The organism is Ruminiclostridium herbifermentans (assembly GCF_005473905.2).
GTDB lineage: Bacteria > Bacillota > Clostridia > Acetivibrionales > DSM-1351 > Ruminiclostridium > Ruminiclostridium herbifermentans.
This window is the reverse complement of sequence record NZ_CP061336.1, coordinates 3,297,312-3,312,878: the sequence shown is the minus strand read 5'-3', so window position 1 is coordinate 3,312,878 and position 15,567 is coordinate 3,297,312. Positions and strand designations below refer to the sequence as shown.

Sequence of the window (15,567 nt, the reverse complement as noted above, 5' to 3'; positions counted from 1 at the left end):
GTTATAATTAATAATGTACAAATAATATTAAATAAAAATGTACAAATGGTATGATTACAGGGTACAAAAGGAGGTACCCTAATGATTATCAAAAGTAGTATCATAACAGATTTAAATATTCAAACTGTCAAGGATCTTTATAAGTTAAAACCATTTATGGAGGATACAACATTGAAAGTTAATAAAAGCCAGATCGCAAGGGAACTTGATGTCGATAGGCGTACAGTTGATAAATACATTAATGGCTTTCATAAGGCCAAATCCAGAGAATGCGTGAATTGTATCACTGCTTACTATGACATTATTGCAGAGCTTCTATCTGATAACAGCCAGCAGATATTTTATTACAGAAGAGTTTTATGGCAATACCTAGTAGACAATCATTCTTATGAAGGGTCTTATGTGAATTTCTGCTACTATCTAAGAAAATATCCTGAACTAGACTCATATTTCAAAAAAAGCAGACCTTCAAACGCAAATAACGTAACCATACGTTATGAAACAGGAATGGGTCAACAAGCACAACTAGACTGGAAAGAGTCTATACGATTTACTCTTTCAACAGGTGAAATAATAGAAGTAAACATATTTGTATTATTGCTGTCATATTCACGTTTTAGAGTGTACAGGGTATCTCTATCAAAAACACAGGATATATTATTTTCATTCCTTGATGATGCGTTTAACACGTTTGGAGGTGTTCCAAGTGAGATTGTCACCGATAATATGAAAACAGTTATGGATGAGCCAAGAACAGAGTATACAGAAGGGAAAATAAATATAAAATTTAAGCAGTTTGCGGATGATTATGGTTTTAAGGTGCACCCTTGTATTGCAGGAAGACCAAGAACAAAAGCCAAAGTAGAAGCACCAATGAAACTACTTGATGAGATAAGAGCCTACAATGGAAAACTTGATTACAAGGAACTTAATGAGTTGGTCACACGAATAAATAACAGAGTAAACATGCAGGTAAATCAAGGTACAGGTCGTATTCCATTAATGTATTTCAACAAGGAAAAAGCTTTCTTAGGAAGCTTACCAGCCGATACCATAAGAAAGCCTTATCAAATAACTCCACATAAAGTAAAAGTAAATTCATCCAGCATGTTCAACCATAATGAATGCCAGTATTCTGTACCACCAGAATACATTGGAAAAACTCTTACTTTACAAGTGTATGATGGTTACATACATGTTTATTATAACATGGAATTAATAACTATCCATACCCTTAGTAAAAAGAAACTAAATTATTTTACAGAACACTATACTGCTATAGCAAGAAAATCGCATGCATTTAAGGAAGAAAATATAAATGAGCGGGCAAAAGAAAACTTACAGGTTATAGGAGAAGTATATAGTTATGAATAACAGTACATACAACCAGCTATGCCGGAACATGGAAATTCTTGGTCTTGGGCAAATGGTAATTCATCTTGATGAAATATCTAATTTTGTGACATCCAACAATCTTTCGTTTACAGAAGGACTACTGAGACTTAGTAATTACGAAGTTGATTTTAAGGAGGCCAAAGCATCTAGATCTATGATTAAAGCAGCAGCATTTCCTTTTGTAAAGGAATTGAAAGATTATGATTTCAATTTTCAGCCGTCAGTAAATCAGCAAGAAATACAAGAACTTTGCACGCTTGGTTTTCTTGAAAGAAATGAGAATATAGTATTTCTTGGTCCAAGTGGTGTTGGAAAGACTCATCTGGCAACATCAATAGGAATAGCTGCAGCAAAGAAACGTACTAGCACATATTTTATCAAATGTCATGATTTATTGCAGCAACTAAAGAAAGCAAAACTGGAAAACAGACTTGATGTAAGACTCAGACACTTCTGCCATTACAGACTACTTATCATTGATGAACTTGGCTACTTACCCATTGATAAAGAAGATTCTAATATGTTTTTTCAGCTTATAGATATGAGATATGAGAGAAAAAGTACCATTCTTACAACAAACATGAATTTCAACGAATGGGATGGTGTATTCTATGACGCAGTTGTAGCCAATGCAATACTTGACAGGGTATTGCACCATGCACATGTAATATCTATATCTGGAAAGTCATACAGATTAAAGGATCATATGAAGCAAGGAGAATAGTTGTACATAATTATTTAATACTTTTTATACATTTTTCCTTGACAGTTTATAGATATATATGCAAATGTCCTTCCAGTATGGGACAAAGACAATTACATATGATGTGACATATTCCTCCAGAAGAAGGACTATGGAGATTAGTGTTGAGCCTCCAGATTTAGTTCATGTTGTGGCTCCTGAAAGTGCATCCGAAGAAGCTATCTTGAACAAGGTCAGAAGTAGAGCCAGCTGGATTGTCCAGCGGCTTTTTGCTATGCGAGATATGGCTTATATTCCAATTAAGAGAGAAATGGTCAACGGAGAGTCTTTCATGTACCTGGGAAGGAATTACTCCATGCAGGTCACTGTCGAGCTAGGGATTGAACGGCCACGAGTTGGCTTAATTAACGGAAGATTCCAGGTTGTGGTAGCTTCTTGGGATGAAGCTGAAATACACAATGCTCTTGAGCAATGGTATAAGCAAAAAGCTCTAGAGAAAATCAGAGAAAGAGTGAAGTTCTATCAGAGCAAATTCCATGTTAAACCAACGCAAATAAAGGTCAAAGATCAGCAAAAGCGTTGGGCAAGTTGCACAAGCAAGGGGGAACTATTATTCAATTGGAAAAGTATCATGGCTCCATCGCCTGTTTTGGATTATATAGTAGCTCACGAAATGGCCCACCTGATAGAGCGTGGTCATTCACAGAAGTTTTGGGACATTGTTGCTGCTGTGCTACCTGATTACAGCAGCAGGAAAGAATGGCTTAAAAATAACGGTATAAAGATGGATTTGTAATCGAAAGTTTAGTTGACTTTAGTATGATGGCGTAGCCAATCGTACAAAGCAAGAATCATACTATCTAGTTAGTTTATTTATTTTGTTCTATACGAGCATAAATCTAAGTAGCTATGATTTAAGTAGATGTTTTTAAATTTTGTATTAATTGTCCCAAAATATTGACTTTCGTCCCAGCATATTATATTATAAAAGAAAGCTGGAGGTGGCTAATGTGAAGAAACAAAATGTTTTAAATCTAATAAAATATCATGTTGAAAGAAATGAGAATGGTTTTAGAAATGAAGCTATAAATATTGCGAGGTATTTTGATAGCATTGGGGATGATCAGTTAGCTGAATATATTATGAGTTTAATAGCTGAATCAAATCTTTATATGCCACAAGGAAGTGATTTCGAAAGTGAATTTTTAAAACAGCTGGATACACGTGTAATTGAACCTTTATATTTACCGTCTGTAATATCAGAAGATATAAAGGGGATTATTAATGCGGTTAATCATAATATTGGGATTAATAAGTTTTTATTTGAGGGATTACCAGGTAGTGGGAAAACAGAAGCAGTTAAACAGGTTGCACGCTTATTGGATAGAGCATTATTCTGTGTGGATTTTGAGAATCTAATTGATAGCAAATTAGGACAAACAAATAAGAATATTGCTACAGTATTTAATGAAATAAATATGCTTCCACAACCTAATAAAGTAGTTATATTATTTGATGAAATTGATGTGATAGCGCTAGATCGTATCAATTCTAATGATGTAAGAGAAATGGGAAGGGTTACATCGACCATTTTGCGCGAATTAGATAGATTGACTGATTTAAATAAAGAGATTGTAATCATTGCAACAACAAACTTGTTTCCAAACTTTGACAAAGCATTAGTTAGAAGATTTGATGCAATAATTAATTTTGATCGATATACTAAGGAAGATTTAATAGAGATTGCACAATATTATTTTTCTTCATTTGTTAAGAATTTTAAAGGAATTTCAAAGGATACTCGATTGTTTAAAAAAATTTTGACCCTATCAAAGAAAATACCTTATCCTGGGGAACTTAAAAATATAATAAAAACCTCTCTTGCTTTTAGTGATTTGAATTCAGAAAATGACTATTTACGTAGAATGTTTAACAGCATGATTGGGAGTATCGATGGAATAAATATTTCTCAGTTACATGAAATGGGTTTTTCTGTACGAGAAATAGAAAAGTTGAAAGGGGAATCAAAAAGCAGTGTATCTAGGAAATTAAACAAGGAGGACAATCCAAATGAATAATGTTTTGGAATTAAAGGGGAAACGTTTTGTGCAAGCACCAAAAACAAATCCAGGTGGAGGTGCTGCAATGAAAAGTAAAGTAGTGGTTACAAGTGATTACATTATTCGGTTGATTGAAAAACTTAATCAGTTACAGACATTTTGGGAAAATGAAAAAAGGCCTTTTAGTGGAATATTAATCAGTGTCTATTACAATAAAATAGTAGCTAAAACAAATAGAATTTCTGGAATATTCAAAGGAGATAAATCAAATTATGCGATAGTTGGTGCTAAATTTAACAAGGATAAGACAAAGCATATTATAACTTATTTTCTAGACTTTTCAGACTTAAAGCAGAGTATAGATTTATTGTATAAGGCAAGTAATATTTTAGAATTACATTTTCGTGGGGAAATTTCAAAAGAAGTATTTGAAAATCGAAAGATTATTGATGCGATTGACTTTCAAAAATTTAATTTAAGTAAATCATTATTTAAGCAGATTATAGCTGATGTATCATACATTGAAGATTTTGATGTTGAGCAAGCTGATAAACATGAAAAGGAAAGTATTGTTACTATATATGATACAGGCCTAGATGCAAAAACATTGTTTAGAAGCATTGGAATAGATATTTTATCAGCTAGGATTCTTGATAATCGAACTGTATACTTAGATGCAAATCAGCTAAATTTGTTATATGAGAAAGCTCCGTACCTTGTGGCCATGGCAACTGAAAATCTTTCAGATTTATTGCCAGAAGATTTTATTGACAAATATGAAAATAATATGGCAACTATTCCATCTCCCGTCAATGAACCTACTATTGGAGTTATAGATACACTGTTTGATAAAAGGGTATATTTTGGAGAGTGGGTTGAGTATCATAAAATGATTGACGACAGTATTCCTGTATCTTCAAATGATTATCGCCATGGAACAGCAGTTTCATCAATTATAGTAGATGGACCAAAACTTAATCCTTGGCTGGATGATGGCTGCGGGCGATTTAGAGTGAGGCACTTTGGAGTAGCTGCAGGTTCGAAGTTTTCTTCATTTACAATTATAAAATTAATTAGAAGAATAGTACAAGAAAATAAAGATATAAAAGTTTGGAATATTTCGCTTGGAAGTAATCAAGAAATTAACGATAATTTTATTTCTGCAGAAGCTGCTATTTTAGATCAAATACAGTATGAAAATGATGTAATATTTGTTGTTGCAGGAACAAATAAGCCAAATGCAGATGTAGTGAAAATTGGTTCGCCTGCTGATTCTATTAACAGTATGGTCGTAAATGCTGTATCAAAGAGTGGTTTATCAACAAGATATTCAAGAAAAGGATTGGCACTTTCTTTCTTTGCTAAACCAGATGTAAGCTATTACGGTGGGAGTGAAGAACAATATATTCAAGTATGTGCACCGTTAGGAGCGACAAATGTTGCAGGAACATCATTTGCTGCACCATGGATTGCCAGAAAGTTATCTTATTTGATAGATATTCTAGGGTTAAATAGAGAACTTGCTAAGGCTTTAATTATTGATGCTGCAAGGGGATGGAATGAAACTCCTAGCCCTGAAGAAGTGGCACTTTATGGTCATGGTGTTGTGCCGATAAGGATTGAAGATATTGTTCAATCTAAAGATGATGAAATTAAATTTCTTGTAACAGATATTAGTGAAAAATGGAATACATATAATTATTATTTTCCAATACCACTTAAAGATGATAAATATCCTTATTTCGCAAGAGCGACAATGTGCTATTTTCCTGTATGCGATAGAGCACAAGGAGTTGATTATACTAATACAGAGTTAAATCTCCATTTTGGTAGAATAAATGATGATGGAAAGTTAAATGAGATTAATTCAGATAAACAAAACCAGGATGAAGATTTAGGCGGAGAGAAAAACTTTATTCTTGAAGGAGAGGCACGAAAAAAATTTCGAAAGTGGGACAATGTAAAATATATTTCTGAAGGAATAAAAGAAAAAAGAGTCCCCAAAAAATCGTATAGCAATAAGAACTGGGGAATGGAGATTAAAACTAATAATAGATTGGAACCACAAGATGGAGTCGGATTACGTTTTGGTGTAGTTGTGACATTAAAGGAAATGTATGGTATTAACCGTATAGATGAGTTCATACGAAATTGTAATCTGAATGGATGGTTAGTAAATAGGATTGATATCGAAAATAGAATTGATATTTATGAAAAGATTAATGAGGAAATCGAATTTGAGTAAGTTATTATGAAGCAGTATTATCTGAAAATATGAGAGTTAATTATTAAGGAATGTATATTGTTTGAAAATAGATGGCTGAAAATTTATAGAGATGATAGGAGAGTTTTTGTGCTGTACAGGTTCGAAAATTGTCAATTAAAATTTAAAAATATTACTACTTCGAAGGAGTATTTATATGATATACCCAAAGTAAGCGGAGTAGATTTTGTTACTATAAATAAATGTGGGACACATATTGCTTTTACTGCATATGACAATGATGGTGAAAGCAAAGGTATTTTTTTATGTGATTTACCTAATGAAAGGTTACAAAAAATATATGACAAGCAAGCCTTTGATTTAATGTTTGATATTTTTCAAAAGAGGTTATTTTTTAACTCTGGAAATACAATAAATTATATTGATTTACAGACTGGAAAATCTACTAAGCTTTATAAGTTTTCTCGTATCACATACGCCCCAATATCACTATGTCAGAATGATAAAGGTACTTATCTTTCATATCACAAGTGGAAATCTAATAGAAGAAGGCTTTATATTTATGATTTAATGGAGAATACAGAAAATGATATGGGTATTTCTTTTTATGAGTATAATTGGATTGATGAACATAGGATTATATATTCTTTATGTAATGGGTTAGTTATTCTTAATGTTAATACAAAAAAGTCAGAAAGGATAATAAGTAATACTGAATCACTAATAAAAAATTATGTAGATAATAATGATAAATATAATGTTCTTAATAAGTTCAAAGGTATAGATTTAGTAGTAGACAATATTGATAAGCCTATTTTTTTTAATAAAAGAATATATTTTGAAGTTTTTATTGCATCTGATGAGGATAAGCATATAGGAATATACTCAATATCAAATAATAAAACTGATTTACAATGCCACTTTGCATCAAATCAAGGTTTAATCAGAAACTATGGGATATTAAGTGATGGAGAGACTATTTATATTTCTATTACGCCAAATAACCTTCAAAAAGAAACAATAAACTCTGGAATAATTTATTTAAAAAATAACTTGCAAATAGAAAATAATGGATGGTTTCCTGTAAACACTTATACTAAACCAACTGTATACGAAATTATTCAAGGCACTTAGAAATTGAGGAACCTAATAATGAAAAAATTAGTGAGCAGTATAAAGAAATAATATAACTCCATTCTGGCATTATAGAATAGGTATACTCTAGTAGGAGCTTCCATTATTAGATGATATTGATTAAATATTTTTGAAAGGAGCACTTCTAATTGAAATCCCACATATCACATATAGCACTTTACGTAAAAGATATTGAAAGAGCTAGAGAATTTTACATGAAATATTTTGATGGAAAAAGCAATGAAAAATATATAAATTCAAAGGGCTTTCAGAGCTACTTTATTACATTTTCATCGGGTGCTAGAATGGAAATAATGGCGCATAGTGAATTAGTAATTCGTGAAAATATGGAAAAGGTAAACGGTTGGAGTCACATAGCTTTTTCAGTGGGAAGTGAAGAAAATGTACGGACGTTGACGCAGCAAATTGTAGCTGATGGTTATGAATTGTTAAGCCCAGTGAGATACACAGGAGATGGCTACTATGAAAGCTGTGTTTCAGACCCAGAAGGCAACCGTGTTGAAATAACAGTGTGAGCAATCATACTAAAAACAATTAATAGTGCATCATCATTGGCAGGTTGTATTATGATAACAGTATGAGTAAAATAGAAACATATCTGCTGCGAAAATTTGTGACCTCGGAAGATAATGCAAATTGAGTGAGTGAATCAAATAATACGGAGAGGAGCGGATGTATGGCGAATATTATAACAGGCAGCAGAATTATTCTCAGCTTCGTATTATTGTTTTGTCCGACACTCTCCATTCCTTTTTATGTGGTATATGTAATAGCAGGCCTCTCTGATATGATTGACGGAACCGTGGCAAGAAAGACCAATACCGTCAGCGAGTTTGGCTCCATACTCGATACAATTGCAGATTTTGTGTTGGTGACAGTTTGTCTCATTAAGCTGATACCAGTATTATTTGTTGAAATATGGATGTATATCTGGATTGTGATTATAGCATTAATCAAGGCAATAAATATTGTATCCGGATTCGTGATGCAGAAAAAACTGGTTACAGTTCATTCAATTATGAATAAGGTTATCGGCGTAATGTTATTTGCATTGCCCCTTACACTAAATTTTATTGAATTGAGGTATAGTGCAGCAGTTGTTTGCGTTATAGCTACCTTTGCGGCAATTCAGGAGGGATATTTCATTAGAACAGGAAGGTAAGAACAGAATGATCAAAGCTTTAGACAGAAATGAATTGGAAAACGCACTTCCTCTTGTGTGGAGTGTATTTTGTGAATACGAGGCGGTCAATTATCCGGAATCAGGCAAGCAGGCATTTTGGGACGCAATTCATTCTGAGGAATACCTAAATATGCTTTCTGCTTATGGCGCTTTTGAGGAAGATTCTCTTGTCGGTATTATTGCAACAAGAAACGAGGGCAGCCATATTGCTCTTTTCTTCGTAGATGGTAAATATCAGAATAAAGGCATTGGCAGAAGTTTATGGACTGCTGTTATTGAAAACAGCAGTGCTAAAGAAATAACAGTGCATTCCTCGTTATATGCAAAAGACATATACAGGAAACTTGGCTTTTCGCAAGAGGGTGATTTGCGCGAGGTTGATGGTATTCAATACATTCCTATGATTTATAAAAATGTAATTTAGAAATTACATAATAATCTGTACTCTCATATTAACAGTGTCCTTTACAATAAAGGGGTATAGATGATTTTTCACATTAGCAAATTATTCTTATTTTCGAGGAAGGTGTGGCTTTAATCAGAGAAGTGGTCATGCAGGTACTGCCCATATACAGAAAATAGCACAGGGCTATGCCTCTGAACTTTGCGTTTGAGGATTTTATCTGCTAGGTGGCAGTCAAACCTGGTTAGACAGCACTACACTTGTGATTTTCATAGTTGCAAATACACTTATGGTGCTAAGATTTAAGGAGCAATGGATCCTTTGGATTGTTGTTGATTTTATTACAATTACCATGTGGTTTATTGATGGAGACATGATTCAGGTTCAATGTGGACTGTATATTTGATTAATGCGTTTTATGGCTTTTATAAGTGGTCAAAAATGAGTAAAGTAAATTATGAAAATGAATAAGTAAATGAGATAATAAGGCTAATAGCAAGACCTTCATGCAAGAGGGTCTTTTATTATAGGTGAAATCTTTGAGTGACTTAGCACTAAGTAATGTTTATACACTTGTGTGGGAAATAATGGAAAGATAATGCGGTTTTATGATAGACTGATTACAAACTCTAAAATCTCTTAAATATGATTTATAAACAAGTATCAGAACAGGCATAAAAACCCACAGTAGTTTATTGGCAGTATGGCAGATGCTTATAAATAGCATTTTATCAAAAGTTACAAATTGATTTTGGCTGTACTTAAATGGTCATTATCGAGTCATATAAATAAAAAGTAATACAGGTGTTTATAATGAGCTGTTTATAATGAGGATGCAGCTATTTTAGAAAAGCACTGCGTAGTTGACCAATACTGTGGTTTTATATATGTTTCTTAAATTTTATAGCCCAAATGGGGTGGAGGTTAGTATGCTTATAACATTAGCGATTTTAGCGGTATATGTATTTATCGCAGTCTATGGAATTGCATTTACGAAGGATACCAGTCATTTCTTCAGCAAAGATTATACCACTGTATTAAAAGGCTTGTGCTGTATAATTGTTATTTTTGTTCATATCCCCAATATATACGGAAATGCTATTCAAAATGCTGCAGGAAGCTTTGGATACATTTGTGTAACTTTATTTTTTATGTTTTCTGCATATGGATTAACATGGAGTGTGAAGCATAAGGAAGGATATTTGAATAATTTTTTTCGTAAACGAGTTTTAGCGGTATTAACACCATATATAATAATTTGTTTATTAAAAGCTATATGTGGTTTCAAAGTTTTTCGTGATGGAACAAATTTCGTATTTGTAATATTTATGTTTTATATTATATTTTATTTATCTCACAAATATATTAACAAAAAGTATAGGGACATATTGATATGCGCTTTTGTTATTTTCTATAGTTTAGCAGGCCAAATAGCAAACGATTTTTTTGGATATGAGAATATTATCTTAAAATGGCAAACAGAATCCTTAGGCTTTATGTATGGAATAATTTTTGCAAATATAATAGAGCCATTTAAAGAAAAGGTTAAAAAGCAATATGTAGTAAAAATAGGAATACTATCGGCAGTGTCTGGAATTTTAGGGGTTACATATTTGAAGTATAAATATATACTTTTTGCTGGAGATTATATTTTAAGAATAATACTGGGTATTTCTTTAATTTTATTATTGTTTACAATTACAATACATTTTAGAATTGGTAATATTTTTACTAAATATTTAGGGAAAATTTCATATGAAGTTTTCTTATTGCATGGTTTTGTAATGAGTGTGTATAATGTTCTGAAACTCCAAGTGTCATCAGGAGTATACATCTTAATGGTTATCTTGGGAACATTAGTTATTGCAGCTGTTTTAAATAAAATAGACACCATTATAATTCAAAGAATTGCTAATCCAACAAAATTATTTTCTCTTAGACAATCTAAGGTAAGTAAAATTGATACATAAATTAGCATATATCAGCAACTAAATGTTTTAAATAAAAGAATGTATGTCGAATAAGATAACATTAAAATGAAAAATAGATAGTTTCTTGAGTGCGGTCAATAAAAATTGACTGCATTTTTATTATATTGTAGAAAAATACGAATTATATTGGTATAATATAACATAATAATTAAAAAAATCTAATATTTATTTCATATAAATGGATTGTTTGAGTGAAATATGATTACGATAACATGTAATAAATATTTAAAAATATAATGTGAAAAGTAATAGATATTTTCTTGATAAATAGTTGCATATAATAACTAATATATAATATCTCACTGAGTTTAGCTATCAGAGAAAGGAAAAGCAAATGAGTTTTCTGACTTTGAAAGGTAATTTACGTAAGGAGTATCTTCAGAGTAAATACGAGTATTATTCTAAATTTAACCTATGGGTTTTAATTTGTGGAGTTATTGCAGATATACTTAGCATTATTTCAGATGGAGTAATTATCGGAGGCTTTCCATATGAGACATTGTTTAATAGACTTTGGGTTCTTCTTCCTCTTGGGATTTATTTTTTAATATCTAGGAAGCAAAAAAACTATTTTGTTATGTTCTGGCTATCATATGGATTACTTTATTTGCTTGTTATCAATAATATGTGGCTTCTTACAATACTGCCAGATATATCTCATGCTGGGGAAGGCTATATAGAATGGACTTTGGCATTCTTCTTAGTTACATATTCTACACCGTTTTTAGCTAGTACAATTGCTTGCTGCGGATTGCCTTTACTTATATATATATCTAGCTTTTATATTGATTATGTGGATTTTGGTGGATTTATGGCATTGCTGCTTCCTTTGATTACTGTTTGTATTGTGGCGAATTATGCAATGAACTTAGTCTATTATGACCATTATATGGTTAAGAAGCAATTAGAAAGAGCAAGTGAGTGTGATCCCCTCACAGGCTTATATAATAGAAATAAAATGAAAAGTATAACTTCTCTAGATGGAAATTTTATTACTACAAAAGGTATTAGTGACATCTGCTGTCTTTTGATAGATATTGATTATTTCAAGCGAATTAATGATGAATTTGGGCACGAGGCAGGAGACGTTCTGCTTAGACAGGTATCAGAAATATTGTGTTCATGTGTAAGAGAAAGCGATATTGTAATACGTTGGGGAGGAGAAGAGTTTTTTGTATTGCTATATGAATGTGATAAGAAGCAAGCAGAATACGTAGCCGAAAGAATAAGAGAATCGGTGGAAAATTTAGCAAGCATAACTGTTTCTATAGGTGTGGCTGTACATAATGGGGGGAGTTGGGAAGAATCTGTAAATCACGCTGATTTAGCCCTCTACAAAGCAAAGAATAAAGGAAGAAATAAAGTAGTTATATTCAGTGAAAACGAATTTTCAGAAAATGAAACTATGCATTAAATTATAAGTTTTTTTAGTATAGAAGCGATGGGAAGACAGGACTTCTGATAGGATGGCCTTAATTGGATTACAGGCTATTATCACAGGAATTTAGATTATATTAATAAATATAACATATATTTTATACGACGCTATCGCAGCATTTTTAAATATAAGTAATTTATTAAAAACGGCTTACAGCCTCATGCAGAGGTGTAAGCCGTTTAATGCTATTTAACATTAACAGTATAAACAATTTTGGTTTCAAAGGGTCTTTGTGTAAAAACAATTTTATATTGTCCAGGTTCAGTTGCTATAAAAGTGTATATTCTTGAATAAAGCCAATCTGCAATCTCTGGTCTAAAGTCATCAAGTTCTTCAGAAACTAATAACACAGATTCATCTGAAATTTTGCAGGTTGAAGTAAAACCAACTATACCACCTTCTTGCATAGAGATACTAAAAGGTTCATTTGTAGTAACATTTATAACATTTTCATCTGAACTGCTAACAATAATTGTACACTCAACAATTTCGATAGGTGCTATACCTTGTTGCCAAGGACGTTTGTATTCAAATGTAAGTGTATATGTTCCAGGCTCTAGAGCCTCAAATGTCCATATTTTTTGAATAGGTGCTCCATCTAATTCAGGGCTGGTATATATTAGGTTTTCTTCAGAAATTAAATTTAAAGCAGAAATGTCAGAAATGCTATAGAACCACTGATAACCTGTAGAGCCATTTTCTTCTAAGGTTATTTCAAAGGACTTATTTTGCTCTACATAAATTATGCTACCATTTTCTGTATCTACAAATGTATTTCCTACTGGAAATCTTAGTATACTTCCAAGAAGAAATTGCTTCATTAATGATAAATCTAATACATTAAGCTCATTGTCACCATTTACATCTGCGGTCTTTATATATTTACCAGTATTGTCTAACAGTAACGATTTCATAAGTGCATAGTCTAAAGCGTTAACTCTTAAATCATTATTTAAGTCACCATATATAGTAGTAAATTCAGTAAAACCTGAGATACCTTCATTTGTTAATGATTCTGCATTTACACTTCCAATTGGAACGAATATTAGTGAAAGCATTAAAACTGCCAATGATATAGCTATGTGTTTTTTAATAGAATGTGATATTGGTTTTAATTCTTTTGTTTGAGTTTTTAATGTTCTTTTCATGTTATTTCCTCCTTTAAAAATTAAATAGACTTGAAAAAGTTTTTAAGTATCCATATTAGGTTTAGAGTGAATTGGAGTTTTTGTAGGAATATAAACGTCAGAATATATAGCTTAAAATACAGGCCTAAACCTCATATGTGTTTTGCTTTTCGAAAAAAAACCATGTTTATACATGCTGTCATTACTGCCCAAAAGCTTATTATTGATTTGAAATACTTGAATTACTATATATGTATAAGGTTAATTTTCGAGATAATTTAAAGAACCTATTATCATAATTATACCATATTATGGAGTTAATGTAAAATAGTAAAACTAGTCAAAAGTCTAGATGAAATGCTGATAAAGTAATGAAATTATTCTATAATCGATATTTCTTATTATGTATCAACCAAGATTTTATTTACTAAGTCTAGTTAGCAATAATAAGGTATAGAATACACTAGAACATGAATGGATTTTGTGTTAGGATTAATTGAAGTAGAGAATTAAGAAATATATGTATGTAAAGTTAGAAGTTATAAATATTTACTAAAATAATTGATTTAAAAGGATAAAGATTACTATATGGCAACACTTTTACTAATTATCATTTATATGGCTTTTATTAGCTTGGGATTACCAGATTCAATGCTAGGGGCTGCTTGGCCAGCAATGCGTATTGATTTAGCTATGCCAATGGCTGGAGCGGGTTTAATATCCATGATTATATCAGGAGGAACTATTGTCTCTAGTATGTTATGTGGAAAATTGCTTAATAAGCTAGGTACTGCTAAGCTTGTTACTATAAGTGTTTTTATGACGGCTATTGCGTTATTTGGTTTTGCGTTTAATAAAAATTACATATGGCTTTGTATAATGGGTATTCCTTTAGGACTTGGTGCGGGTTCAGTTGATTCTGCATTAAATAATTTTGTGGCTTTACATTATTCTGCAAGGCATATGAGTTGGCTTCACTGTTTTTGGGGAATTGGTGCTACAACAGGGCCAATAATTATGTCTGCTTCTATTGCAAAAAATGGTTTATGGCAAAAAGGATATTTTACTGTTGCAGTTATACAGATCAGTTTAGTAGGTATTTTAGTGCTTTCCCTTCCTCTATGGAAGAGATTTCAAAGTAGCAGTGGGGAAGAAAATACAATTCAGAATAGTGAGCAAAATGTATTCAAGATACGTGGAGTAGGCTATTCACTTCTAAGCTTCTTCTTTTATTGTGCAATTGAGACTACGACAGGGTTATGGGGAGCCAGCTATCTAGTAAACACAAAAGGGGTATCTGCAGATGTAGCAGCTGGCTGGATATCTATATACTATTTTGGAATTACAATAGGAAGGTTTATTAATGGATTTGTAACTACAAAATTAAGCAACAATGCATTGATTAGAGTCGGGCAAATTATTATAGGGCTTGGAGCATTGCTGCTGTTAGGATTTAATAACAGCTATATTAGCTTAATTGGATTTATTTTGATAGGAACTGGCTGTGCTCCTATTTTTCCATCAATGCTGCATGAGACTCCAGTGCGTTTTGGGAAAAATAATTCTAGCAGATTGATGGGGCTTCAAATGGCATTTGCATATATGGGAACCACTTTTATACCACCAATTTTGGGATTATTGCTTGGTGTAATAGATATTTGGTTCTATCCTGCGTTTGTTTTTGTATTTCTGGCAGCTATGATTTTCAGTAACGAAAAGCTTAACAGGCTTGTGAAGTAATAAATTAACTCTACTTTTTAGTAAAAAATATATGGGTGTTCAAACCTATAATAGACGCAACTTATCAAATGAATAGTTTATCAATGTTTCAGTTTGACAATTGATTGTTACAAGTAAGGGGGGCAAAACAAGAAAAAATAAACAGCCC

Annotated in this window: 14 protein-coding genes; 13 read left to right on the top strand and 1 reads right to left on the bottom strand. The window is 32.0% G+C overall.

All coding sequences use genetic code 11. The features are described 5' to 3' along the window. Window positions 1-81 precede the first annotated feature (81 nt). From istA to EHE19_RS13375, 12 genes are all read left to right on the top strand, one after another. A complete protein-coding gene (gene istA, locus EHE19_RS13430; protein ID WP_190530273.1) occupies window positions 82-1,374 on the top strand; it encodes an IS21 family transposase in 1,293 nt (430 codons plus the stop codon). Beyond that, entirely contained in the window at window positions 1,367-2,119 is a 753-nt protein-coding gene (istB, locus tag EHE19_RS13425; RefSeq protein ID WP_190530271.1) for an IS21-like element helper ATPase IstB, read from the top strand. The genes istA and istB overlap by 8 nt, the downstream gene beginning before the upstream one ends. 58 nt (window positions 2,120-2,177) lie before the next feature. Next, window positions 2,178-2,894, top strand: a complete 717-nt coding sequence (locus EHE19_RS13420) for a M48 family metallopeptidase (RefSeq protein WP_137698365.1) — start codon at window positions 2,178-2,180, stop codon at window positions 2,892-2,894. Between the two features lie 214 nt (window positions 2,895-3,108). Further along, window positions 3,109-4,176, top strand: a complete 1,068-nt coding sequence (locus EHE19_RS13415; RefSeq protein WP_137698360.1) for an ATP-binding protein — start codon at window positions 3,109-3,111, stop codon at window positions 4,174-4,176. Further along, entirely contained in the window at window positions 4,169-6,403 is a 2,235-nt protein-coding gene (locus EHE19_RS13410; RefSeq protein WP_137698359.1) for a S8 family peptidase, read from the top strand. Before EHE19_RS13415 ends, EHE19_RS13410 begins: the two co-directional genes overlap by 8 nt. 108 nt (window positions 6,404-6,511) lie before the next feature. After that, on the top strand, window positions 6,512-7,516 hold the full coding sequence (locus EHE19_RS13405; protein ID WP_137698358.1) for a hypothetical protein: 1,005 nt from the start codon (window positions 6,512-6,514) through the stop codon (window positions 7,514-7,516). 149 nt (window positions 7,517-7,665) lie between these two features. Further along, on the top strand, window positions 7,666-8,052 hold the full coding sequence (locus tag EHE19_RS13400; protein ID WP_137698357.1) for a VOC family protein: 387 nt from the start codon (window positions 7,666-7,668) through the stop codon (window positions 8,050-8,052). 161 nt (window positions 8,053-8,213) lie between these two features. Further along, window positions 8,214-8,699 (top strand): CDP-alcohol phosphatidyltransferase family protein, encoded by a 486-nt coding sequence (locus tag EHE19_RS13395; protein ID WP_137698356.1) that lies wholly within the window; start codon window positions 8,214-8,216, stop codon window positions 8,697-8,699. 7 nt (window positions 8,700-8,706) lie between these two features. Continuing rightward, window positions 8,707-9,144, top strand: a complete 438-nt coding sequence (locus tag EHE19_RS13390) for a GNAT family N-acetyltransferase (RefSeq protein ID WP_137698355.1) — start codon at window positions 8,707-8,709, stop codon at window positions 9,142-9,144. Between the two features lie 241 nt (window positions 9,145-9,385). Beyond that, window positions 9,386-9,529 (top strand): nicotinamide mononucleotide transporter, encoded by a 144-nt coding sequence (locus tag EHE19_RS20160; RefSeq protein ID WP_171003611.1) that lies wholly within the window; start codon window positions 9,386-9,388, stop codon window positions 9,527-9,529. 523 nt (window positions 9,530-10,052) lie between these two features. Next, window positions 10,053-11,093, top strand: a complete 1,041-nt coding sequence (locus EHE19_RS13380; protein ID WP_171003610.1) for an acyltransferase family protein — start codon at window positions 10,053-10,055, stop codon at window positions 11,091-11,093. A gap of 355 nt (window positions 11,094-11,448) precedes the next feature. Then, window positions 11,449-12,528 (top strand): GGDEF domain-containing protein, encoded by a 1,080-nt coding sequence (locus EHE19_RS13375; protein WP_137698353.1) that lies wholly within the window; start codon window positions 11,449-11,451, stop codon window positions 12,526-12,528. A gap of 209 nt (window positions 12,529-12,737) precedes the next feature. Here EHE19_RS13375 and EHE19_RS13370 read toward each other — a convergent pair whose 3' ends face one another. Beyond that, window positions 12,738-13,700, bottom strand: coding sequence for a protease inhibitor I42 family protein (locus tag EHE19_RS13370; protein ID WP_137698352.1), 963 nt, complete (start codon window positions 13,698-13,700; stop codon window positions 12,738-12,740). A 567-nt stretch (window positions 13,701-14,267) separates the two neighbouring features. On the opposite strand from EHE19_RS13370, the gene EHE19_RS13365 reads away from it, so the two are divergent. After that, window positions 14,268-15,419: an MFS transporter gene (locus EHE19_RS13365; protein ID WP_137698351.1), complete on the top strand. Its 1,152-nt coding sequence runs from the start codon at window positions 14,268-14,270 to the stop codon at window positions 15,417-15,419. Window positions 15,420-15,567 lie beyond the last annotated feature (148 nt).